At 34.2% G+C, this 10,297-nt stretch carries 6 protein-coding genes and 1 pseudogene; all 7 read right to left on the bottom strand.

The features are described 5' to 3' along the window. Nucleotides 1-523, bottom strand: a pseudogene (locus tag MPF19_RS18425) (DUF6371 domain-containing protein); the annotation flags it as partial. A gap of 235 nt (nt 524-758) precedes the next feature. Continuing rightward, on the bottom strand, nt 759-1,145 hold the full coding sequence (locus tag MPF19_RS18420) for a helix-turn-helix domain-containing protein (RefSeq protein WP_249989749.1): 387 nt from the start codon (nt 1,143-1,145) through the stop codon (nt 759-761). A gap of 454 nt (nt 1,146-1,599) precedes the next feature. After that, nucleotides 1,600-3,552 (bottom strand): heavy metal translocating P-type ATPase, encoded by a 1,953-nt coding sequence (locus MPF19_RS18415; protein WP_117881267.1) that lies wholly within the window; start codon nt 3,550-3,552, stop codon nt 1,600-1,602. Between the two features lie 55 nt (nt 3,553-3,607). Further along, complete coding sequence (locus tag MPF19_RS18410) at nt 3,608-4,024, bottom strand: Fur family transcriptional regulator (RefSeq protein ID WP_117881269.1); 417 nt, start codon at nt 4,022-4,024, stop codon at nt 3,608-3,610. A 2-nt stretch (nt 4,025-4,026) separates the two neighbouring features. Beyond that, complete coding sequence (locus MPF19_RS18405) at nt 4,027-5,232, bottom strand: efflux RND transporter periplasmic adaptor subunit (RefSeq protein WP_249989748.1); 1,206 nt, start codon at nt 5,230-5,232, stop codon at nt 4,027-4,029. A 4-nt stretch (nt 5,233-5,236) separates the two neighbouring features. Continuing rightward, a complete protein-coding gene (locus tag MPF19_RS18400; RefSeq protein ID WP_136583793.1) occupies nt 5,237-9,571 on the bottom strand; it encodes a CusA/CzcA family heavy metal efflux RND transporter in 4,335 nt (1,444 codons plus the stop codon). 119 nt (nt 9,572-9,690) lie between these two features. Then, on the bottom strand, nt 9,691-10,002 hold the full coding sequence (locus MPF19_RS18395; RefSeq protein WP_249989747.1) for a DUF6660 family protein: 312 nt from the start codon (nt 10,000-10,002) through the stop codon (nt 9,691-9,693). Nucleotides 10,003-10,297: the final 295 nt, after the last annotated feature.

Below are 10,297 nucleotides of genomic sequence, written 5' to 3'. Positions count from 1 at the left end.
ACATTGAATAGTAAATCCTTCTTTATTTAAAAGTATTGCTTTTTCATTCCATGATTTGTATTCTGTTTTATCTGGGTAGGCAATAACTTTATACTTTTTTATAGCTTGTAGCATTTCTTTTTTAAAACCTGTTTTACTACCTGTAGCTAACCATAGGAAATTTGGTGTTACTATACTCATTATTACGGCAGTTTTTTTAGATTCCACAATGCAAATTGTATCACTTTTTTTAATATTGAATACGTTGTGTAAACCCAATAAGCATTGTTGTAATACAAAGTTGTCTAACTTTTATTACTTGTGCATCGAACTAAAATGATTATAAGGTTGTTTCACTCTTTTACCTGTGTTACAATTGTACAACATAATTTTACCACCTCTTATTTTTAGCATCTATTTGCCAAAATATAGTTGCTCCTTGCCAATAGTTTGTAATACTAATGTTGTACGTTTTTATGGCTTGTATTACATTTTTTAGACTAAAATGCCATATTAAATAGGTAATAAAATTACTTTGTTGCAATGTATCACAAGTATTGTGTTACAATTTATTTATTGTGATACGTTGGTTGTATTACAGTTGTTTGGTTTCAAGATGATTTTGCAATTCCAATCGATAAGGAAATAGATGAAAAACTAAAAGAGATACCTTATCACAAATTATTTGGTTCATATAAGAATTAAATTTTTTCTTCTATATAAATTAATACGGAGTATAATTAAGTGTTTAATTTTTAGTCAACCTATTTCAGGAGGCTTCAATTTTCTTTTAAAATGTTTTTCTTCTTTAGTTCTATCTCTTTTGCTAATGTTTTGGGTAGCGACTTTTTTGACAAATCGACGCCAGTAATGATTTCCATATCTGCAATAATATCTTGCTGAAAGTCCTTTACAAACTCCAGTTCTTCAATACGTTCCTTTAGTTTTTTAATTTCATCTAATTTACTCATACCTGTTTTTTGTTGGACTAAAGTACTATGTTTTTTGATCCAATACCCAATTGTCGTCCTTGGAACCTCATATTTTTTGGAAGCAAAGTTAGTGGAAATCTGACCATTTTGAATTTGGTCAACGACAGATAATTTGAGTTCAAGTGTTACTTTTTGGTAGCTTTTTTTTCGCCAGTGTTCTTTTTGTGTTTTCATAAGTGACTATAATTAAATGTTTAATTTTTAGTCAACCTATTTCAGGACGCTTCATTTTTTAAATGACACCTAACGTCTCCGTATATGAAACGTAGCGTGTAAAAAGACACTTTCGTTTCGGATTATACACGAGCCGATTTTTTATTTTTTCTATTTATCTTTAATTTTCTAAATATACAAAAATAAAAAATTGGCGGACTTAACAAATAAGCAAAAACCTCTCGGAAAGCCTGTAATAGCTATGTTTTATATACATTGTTGTGCATAGTGCTTTTCACGTTCAGCTTGGTTTTCCGATGTTTTTTGTTTAGTTCAGATGTGAGCGTTGGCAAGACATACTCTTTTACAGTTTTGGCGAAGCTTGGATGATGCGACTGTAAATGTGTATGGCTTAAGCGTTGGCATTTCGGTTATCGATTTTTCAATTTAGCACCAAATTTTTACGCAATGTTACTCAATCCCAATTCATTTTCTGTAATCTAACTGCATTTAAAATTGCTAAAAGTGCCACACCTACATCTGCAAAGACCGCTTCCCACATTGTAGCTAATCCACCTGCTCCTAAAATCAACACAATCACTTTCACTCCAAATGCCAAGCCTATATTCTGCCAAACAATTTTTCGAGTGGAACGACCTATTTTTATTGCTCTGACCACTTTTGAAGGTTGGTCGGTTTGAATAATAACATCTGCGGTTTCAATTGCAACATCACTTCCTAAACCACCCATTGCAATACCAACATCACTTGCTGCTAAAACTGGTGCATCATTTATTCCATCGCCAATAAATGCAATTTTGTTTTCTGGATTTTTCTTTAATATTTCTACTTCATTCAATTTGTCTTCGGGCAATAATCCACCTTTGGCTTGTTTGATATTTAATTCGGATGCTACTTTTTGGGTAATGGAATCTTTATCGCCCGAAAGCATCATAATAGTTGTTATTCCTATCTTACGTAAATTAATAATTGTTTCTTTTGCATCTTCCTTTAATTCATCTGCAATAACTACATAACCAGCAAATTTATCATTTATAGCAACTAAAACAATGGATTCTACAATCGAGTTGGTTTCTTTTGCGACTTCAATTTTATTGGCAGTCATTAAAGCCTTATTTCCAACTAAAACAGATTTTCCGTTTACGATTCCTTTTAAACCCTTTCCTGCGATTTCTGATACATCGGAAGCTTTAAAATCTGCGCCTTCTGCTTTATATTCCAAAATGGCTTTGGCAATTGGATGTGTGGATTGTTCCTCCATTGCCATTAGGTATTTCATAAATTCGGTTTCTTCCCAACCGATTGCTTTTACCTCTTTAATTTTGAAAACGCCTTTTGTAACTGTTCCAGTTTTATCCATAACCAGCGTGTTTATTTTGGTCATAGCATCAAGGAAAGATGCACCTTTAAATAAAATTCCATTTTTTGAAGCTGCTCCCAATCCACCAAAATAACCCAACGGAATTGAAATTACCAACGCACAAGGACAAGAAATTACAAGAAATATCAAGGCACGATACAGCCAATCTCTAAATACATAATCATCCACAAAAAAGTAAGGTAAAAACGTAACTCCAATTGCCAAGAACACAACGATTGGTGTGTAAATACGTGCAAATTTTCTAATGAACAATTCGGTTTTTGATTTTCTGGCTGTGGCATTTTGTACCATATCGAGAATTCTTGCAATGGAACTATCTTTAAATTCTTTAGTGGTTTCAATTTCAATCACACCATCGAGATTAATACTTCCTGCAAAAACTTTTTCACTTTTGGCAATCGTATTAGGTTTGCTTTCGCCTGTTAAAGCTGCTGTGTTAAACGAACCTTTATCAGAAAGTAAAATACCATCTAATGGCACTTTTTCGCCAACACGAACTTGTACTTTTTCGCCAATTTCTACAGTTTCAGGATTAACCGAAATAAAATCATTATTTCTATACACCAAAGCCTCGTTTGGTCTTACGTCGAGCAACGCTTTTATGTTCGATTTTGCCCTATTGACTGCTGCATTTTGAAACAATTCGCCAACTGCATAAAATAACATAACCGCAACACCTTCGGGATATTCGCCAATAATGAATGCGCCAATTGTGGCAATTGACATTAAAAAGAACTCTGTAAAAACATCGCCTTTTTTTATGCTATTCCAACCTTCTTTTAAAACTGGAAATCCAACTGGTAAATAAGCGATGCTATACCAAATAATGCGAATCCAATCTTTAAAAAATGCAACATCAAAGTAATCTAAAGCAATACCAACAATAAGTATTATGAAGCTTACTATTGCTGGAATATATGCCTTAAAATTATTCGGTTTACTTCCGTGATTATGACCATCATCGTGACTGTGTTCTTTTTCAGAATTTGGATTTAGGTCTTTTAAATTAAGTTTTTTCTTTTTCATTTATATTCAATTATATTGTAAAAATGCTTAAAAAATAAGTGCAATGGAAGTGCATTTATTGACCACTACATTTATCGCAAATACCTTTTACTACCAAATTTATATCTTCGGAAATAAACCCGTTTGGCACTTTAATCTGTGGGATTTTATGTTCTGTTAAACAAACGGTTTCATTGCAATTATTGCAATGGAAATGTAAATGTAAATCGGTTTCAATTTCGCAATTACAACCTTTTTCGCAAAGTGCATATTTGGTAATTCCTGTGCCATCATCTATTTGATGAACGATTGCTTTTTCTTCAAATGTCTTTACCGTTCTGTACAAAGTTGTTCTATCTGCTTTTTCAAAAGCGTTTTCAATATCGCTTAATGTTACCGCTACTTGCTTTTGTGCAAGAAACTTATAAATAAGTAATCGCATTGCCGTAACTCGTATATCTTTTGACTCTAATAATTGTTCTATTGTTTGCATAATTAATGTGCGTGTTCTGCTTCGCCCTTTTTCATTTCTGCAATTAGGTAGTACGCATTGTTATAAGCAAACTTTGTATTTGTTGCTATTTCTTCGGAAAATTGAATTGCTACCCAATCGCCATCTTTATCTCCCAAAATAACCTCAATTGGTTTAAAACTCCAATCCACATTTTCTTTTTCAACTGAAAACACATAAAATTTGTCGCCTTCTTTTACAATAGCACTTTCTGGCAATGCCATTGTTTTAGTGCTTTCTGTCTGTATTCTACCTTGAATGTACATTCCTGGAATTAAATTTCCTTTTTTGTTTTCAATTTCTGCGTGAACGTGAACCGCTTTTGGGTTATCCTCAAAAGTTTTGCTTACTGAATATATTTCTGCACTCAATTCATCATCTTCAATAGATTGTATATTAAAGGTAACTTTTTGACCTTTTTTTACTTTGTAAACGTCTTTTTCAAAAACCATTAAATCTGCGTGAACGTGATGCGTATCTACAATTTCAAAGAGTTCGGTTTGTGGTTCAACATATTGTCCTGTTTTCACTTCCACCTTTTGCACATAACCTTCAATGGGACTGCGTAATGCTACACGTTGCGCTATCGTACCATTTGCGACTGAATTTGAATTAATATTCAACAATTTTAACTGTGCTGCCATTCCATTAACCATAGCTTTTGATGCGTCATATTCTGCTTCTGCTTTTTGAAAATTTGCACCAGAGCCTACACCTGCATTATATAATTTTTGTTGTCGTTCATAGTTTTTCTTTAGAAAAGTGCTGTTGCTATACGCATTCAAATAATCGGTTTGCATTTGTATAATATTGGGATGTGAAAGGTATGCAACAACTTGACCTTTGTTTACTTTGTCGCCTTCAATCACTTCAATAGAAACCACATTTGCACCAACAACCGAAGTCATGGCAGCTTCATTTTGTGGTGGCACTTCCAAAGTTCCGTTTGCTTCTACATAGCCACTCATATTGCGTGAGGTAATGGTGTCAATTTTCATTTTTAAGGCTTCAAATTGTTGTGATGATAACATAACTTCTTCTCCTTCGTGATGTTCTTCTTTAGGATTAGTACTGGTTTCCTCATCGTGTGCGTGTCCATCTTCTTCATTGTGATTTTCTTTGTTGCCACAAGAGGCAGCTGAAAATGACAATATTAAAATTGTCAAGATGATATATAGTGTGTTTTTCATAGTTCTAATTTTTAAAATATTGTAATTCAAAAGTGCTTTCTAAATAATTTGCCAAAGCTGTTTGTGCTTCAATTTCGCTCTGAATAGCTTCTTTTATAAGTTGTGTAAATGCCGAATAATCAATCTCGCCTTCTTTGTAAGCGAATAATGCGCCTGTTTTTTGGTCTTTTGTAAGTGGTAATACTTGTTCTTTATAAAAGAGCCACGATGTTTTCCACTTTAGATAGTTTTCTTTGGCTTGAATAAATTTAGATTCAACTTCGTTTTGTCTGAATTGAATATTAGTTTCGGCAATTTGTTTGTCAATTTTTGCAGTTCTAATATTCGCTTTTGTTGTGCCAGATAGAAATGGAATTGATATACCAGCTTGATAGGTGTAAAAACCAGAATTACCATTTACGTTTTGCAAACCACCTTGAAGATTGAATTTGGGTAGATTTTCGGCTTTTGCAACTTTGTAATTTGCTTCTGCTTCATCTATTTGAATTTGCGCAAGGTTATATAAAGGATGTTCTTTTGCATTGAAATCGTTTATATCAATTTCATTAGTGATATCCAATTCGTCTGGTACGTTATAAAATTCATCCGAAACGAGCCATAGATTCAACTGCTGTAATGCAATTAGATAGTTGCTCTTTGTTTGCAAAAACTTGTTTTGAATTTGTAAAGCTTGGTTTTTAGCTGCGGAATATTCCAGTTTCGAAATGGCTTCCACTTCATAATTTAATTCCACCGCTTTTTCAAAATTGGTGTAAATGGAATCCAATGCTGCATACAGATTATAATTTTGTTTACTCTGAAAGGCATTTGACCACGCTTTTTTAACTTCCAATTCCAATTCTAATTCTGAAAGTTGAAAGGCTTTTTGCGCTAATAAAATACGCTGCTCCTGTAATTTTCGTTTTGGCGCAATACCAAAGACATCAATATTTGATTGTCCAATACCAACTGTGGTATAAATTCCTGTTCCATTATTGATTTCTTCGCCACCTGTAAAAATTTGAGTTGTGCCAAAATCATAAGCGGTACCTTTTAATTGTTGCTGTTTTTCAATTTCCAACTGCCTTTGTTTTAAACTTGGATAGTTTTCTTTTGAAATCTTTACAGCTTCATCCATTGAAACAGTCGGCAACGTATCATTTACTTGTTGTGCATTTCCTGTTATTGGCAATAAGAACAAAAATGCTACCATTGCAGTAACTGTTACCACTTTTTTATTAGGTCTAAACGTGAACGATTTATTTTCCACCCAATGATATAAAATTGGTAAAACGAATAAGGTTAATAATGTAGATGTCAACAATCCACCAATAACTACTGTTGCTAAAGGTCGTTGTACTTCTGCGCCTGCTGATGCTGAAATTGCCATTGGTAAAAATCCCAAAACATCTGTAAAAGCAGTTAGCATAATAGGTCTTATTCTTCGTTTTGTACCTTCAATAATTCTGTCTTTAAGATTGGTAACGCCTTCATCTTTTAGCTCGTTTAATCCGCTAATCATTACCAAGCCATTTAAAACAGCAACACCAAACAAGACAATAAAACCGACACCTGCCGAAATGCTGAAAGGCATATCACGTAACCACAATGCAAAAACACCTCCAATGGTTGCCATTGGGATAGCGATGTAAATCATTAAAGTTTGTGGAAGTGATTTTAGTGCAAAATAGATTAACACAAAAATCAACAGTAGCGCAATTGGTACAACGGTTTGTAAACGGTTGCTTGCACGTTCCAAATTTTCAAAAGCACCACCATACCGAATAAAATATCCTGATGGCAGTTCGAGGTTGGCATCCAGTTTTGATTTAATTTCAGTTACCAACGATTTTACATCACGACCTCTCACGTTAATACCTACGTAGGTTCTTCGGTTGGTATTATCTCTACTTATTTGCATTGGACCAGCTTTGTAGCTGATGTCTGCAACTTCACGTAGCGGAATTTGAGTTCCTGATGGTAAATTGATATACAAATTCTGAACATCTGAAATATCTGTTCGATTTTGAGAATTTAAACGCACCACCAAATCAAAACGTTTTTCGCCTTCAAAAATAACGCCTGCTGTTCCACCTGCAAATGCAGATTGTACGATTTGGTTTAAAGTATTTATTTGAAGTCCGTATTGTGCTAATTTACTTCGGTTATAGGTAATTGTCATTTGTGGTAAGCCTGTGGTTGCTTCCGCTTTCATATCGCCAATACCTTCAGTTCCTGCGATTATTTTGGTAATTTCTTCTGCTTTTTGTGACAGTATATTTATATCTTCTCCATAAATTTTTATGGCAATATCTTCACGGACACCTTCGAGTAATTCATTAAAACGCATTTCTATGGGTTGGGTAAATTCATAGTTTACTCCAGGAATTATCTCAACTGCTTTCTTTATTTCTTCAATGAGTTCATCTTTTGTCGAAACAGTAGTCCATTCGCTTTTAGGTTTTAGAATTACAAAAACATCTGCTAAATCCATTGGCATTGGGTCGGTTGGAATTTCGGCAACACCAATTTTACTGACTATTTTTTCAACTTCAGGAAATTTCGCTTTTATAATTTGCTCAACTTTAGTTGTTGTTTCAATCGTTTCTGTAAGTGAACTACCTGGTTTTAAAATAGCGTGAAAAGCAATATCGCCTTCATCAAGTTGTGGTATAAATTCGCCACCCATTTTGCTGAACGTAAACAAAGCAATTCCAAAGAGAACTACCGAAATACTTATTATTAGTTTTCCTTTAGATAAAGATTTTTCTAATAAAGGTTGGTATTTACGTTCTACCCAATGCACAAATTTATCTCCATAAGATTTTTTATCAGATTTTGGTGCTCGCAGAATTAATGCAGACATCATTGGCACATACGTTAAACAAAGTACCATTGCGCCAATCATTGCGAAAATAAACGTTAATGCCATTGGCTTGAACATTTTACCTTCAATCCCTTCCAAAGCTAAAATGGGAAGGAATACAATCAATATGATAAGTTGCCCAAAAAATGCAGCGTTCATCATCTTTTTTGATGCGCTGGAAGCGACGCCATCACGTTCTTTAGATGTCAATTTTTTCTTCTTATAGAGTTGGGAAGCTATTAGGAAAACGGTGCTTTCTACAATAATTACAGCACCATCAACAATAATCCCGAAATCTATTGCGCCCAAACTCATTAGGTTTGCCCAAACATCAAAAACATTCATTAATATAAATGCGAATAATAAGGATAATGGAATCGTTGAAGCTACTATTAAACCACCTCGCCAATTTCCTAAAAGGAAAATAAGAACGAAAATTACTATTAAAGCACCTTCAATAAGATTGGTTGAGACGGTTGATGTGGTTTCTGCAATTAGTTTACTTCGGTCTAATAAGGGTTCGATGGTAACACCTTCTGGTAAGGACTTTTCAATTTGAGCAATTCGGGTTTTTACATTTTTAATTACTTTGTTTGAATTGGCACCATTTAGCATCATAACCATTCCGCCAACCACTTCGCCATCGCCATCTTGCGTCATTGCACCATAACGGATTGCAGCACCATATTGAACTGTCGCAATGTCGCCAACGGTAATGGGAATGTTGTTTAAATTCTTTATAGTAATACTTTTAATATCCTCCAAACTACGCACCAAGCCTTCTCCACGAATAAAATTAGCTTGATGGTTTTTTTCGATATATGCACCACCTGTATTTTGGTTGTTGGCTTCCAAAGCTTCAAAAACATCGGTAATTGTTATTCCAATTGCCTTTAATTCGTTTGGGTCAACAGCAACTTCGTACTGCTTGATTTTACCACCAATGGCGTTAACTTCAACAACACCTTCTACCATTGCCATTTGGCGTTGGATAATCCAATCTTGCATCGTTCGCAAATCTGTAATGGAATATTTGTCTTTATATTCTGGATTTACTTTAAGTGTGTATTGGTAAATTTCTCCCAATCCCGAAGATATTGGACCCATTGTTGGTTTGCCAAAACCATTTGGGATTTCTTCCTTGACTTCGTTTAATTTTTCAGACACTAATTGACGAGGTAAATATGTTCCCATAGCATCATCAAAAACTATGGTTACAACAGATAAGCCAAAGCGCGAAATAGAACGGATTTCCTTGACATCAGGCAAATTACTCATTGCAACTTCTACAGGATAGGTTACAAATTGCTCAATGTCCTCTGTTCCTAAATTTGGTGCTTGTGTAATGACTTGTACTTGATTGTTGGTAATGTCTGGAACAGCATCAATTGGTACTTGGGTCATACTCCAAATACCTGCTGCCACAATGGTTAGCGTTAGCAAACCAATAATGAATTTGTTATTGATTGAAAAATCAATGATTTTATTAATCATATAAAAGGTGTTAATTCAGTTAAACATATCATTTTGCGCGAAGCGCAAAATAAAAGCGAAGCAACGCTTGCATTAAAAAGCGTTACGTTTGGATATAGATATCCTTAAAAAAAACTGAATTATGCCCTTGGTGGCTGTAAAATGGAAGAGGTAAAATCTTTTTCTGTACCGTTTAGGTGTAGAAAATCTTGAGTAGAAATAAGAGTTATATCGAGTGTTAAATCAGCAAAGTGCAAATATGTTGCGCTAATATGGCAACATTGACAAATACAAAAAGGGGAACATAAATCTGAATCTTGGTGCTGATGGTCATTATCCATAGCTTGTGAGATTTCAGTTTTAACATCATTATCAGACACAACGTAATCTGCACAAGGTGTTAGATTAAGTGCGAAAATGTAAATTGACAATATGAATGCTAAATGTTTCATTGATGCAAATATATGAATTTATTAATGCAATGGTGTTGCAAAGATGTTCATTGGTTTGTTCGGATTTGTGCGGTGGGAAGAAACAGCTCTTTTATTTTTTTGTGCGTTGGCTTATGTGGTTGGAAAAAATGAATGTGCTGTTTGAGCGTTGGCTTTTTTAGTTCAAATGTTCGATTTTAGCACGATTTCCGCATTATGCACAACGTTGTTGTATAAGCTTTGTTGCGTTGATTAAGCAGTGAATTTACTAAATAAAACACGAACGGCGAAATTCCGGAGGAATTTCCCAAGTGAG

The sequence above is a fragment of the Polaribacter sp. Z014 genome (genome assembly GCF_023555435.1).
In the GTDB taxonomy this organism is placed as follows: domain Bacteria; phylum Bacteroidota; class Bacteroidia; order Flavobacteriales; family Flavobacteriaceae; genus Polaribacter.
This window is presented reverse-complemented; position numbering and strand designations above follow the sequence as displayed.

Coding starts and splice junctions, on each gene's coding strand:
- MPF19_RS18420 (WP_249989749.1), bottom strand. CDS start 1,145: ATGAAAACACAAAAAGAACACTGGCGAAAAAAAAGCTACCAAAAAGTA.
- MPF19_RS18415 (WP_117881267.1), bottom strand. CDS start 3,552: ATGAAAAAGAAAAAACTTAATTTAAAAGACCTAAATCCAAATTCTGAA.
- MPF19_RS18410 (WP_117881269.1), bottom strand. CDS start 4,024: ATGCAAACAATAGAACAATTATTAGAGTCAAAAGATATACGAGTTACG.
- MPF19_RS18405 (WP_249989748.1), bottom strand. CDS start 5,232: ATGAAAAACACACTATATATCATCTTGACAATTTTAATATTGTCATTT.
- MPF19_RS18400 (WP_136583793.1), bottom strand. CDS start 9,571: ATGATTAATAAAATCATTGATTTTTCAATCAATAACAAATTCATTATT.
- MPF19_RS18395 (WP_249989747.1), bottom strand. CDS start 10,002: ATGAAACATTTAGCATTCATATTGTCAATTTACATTTTCGCACTTAAT.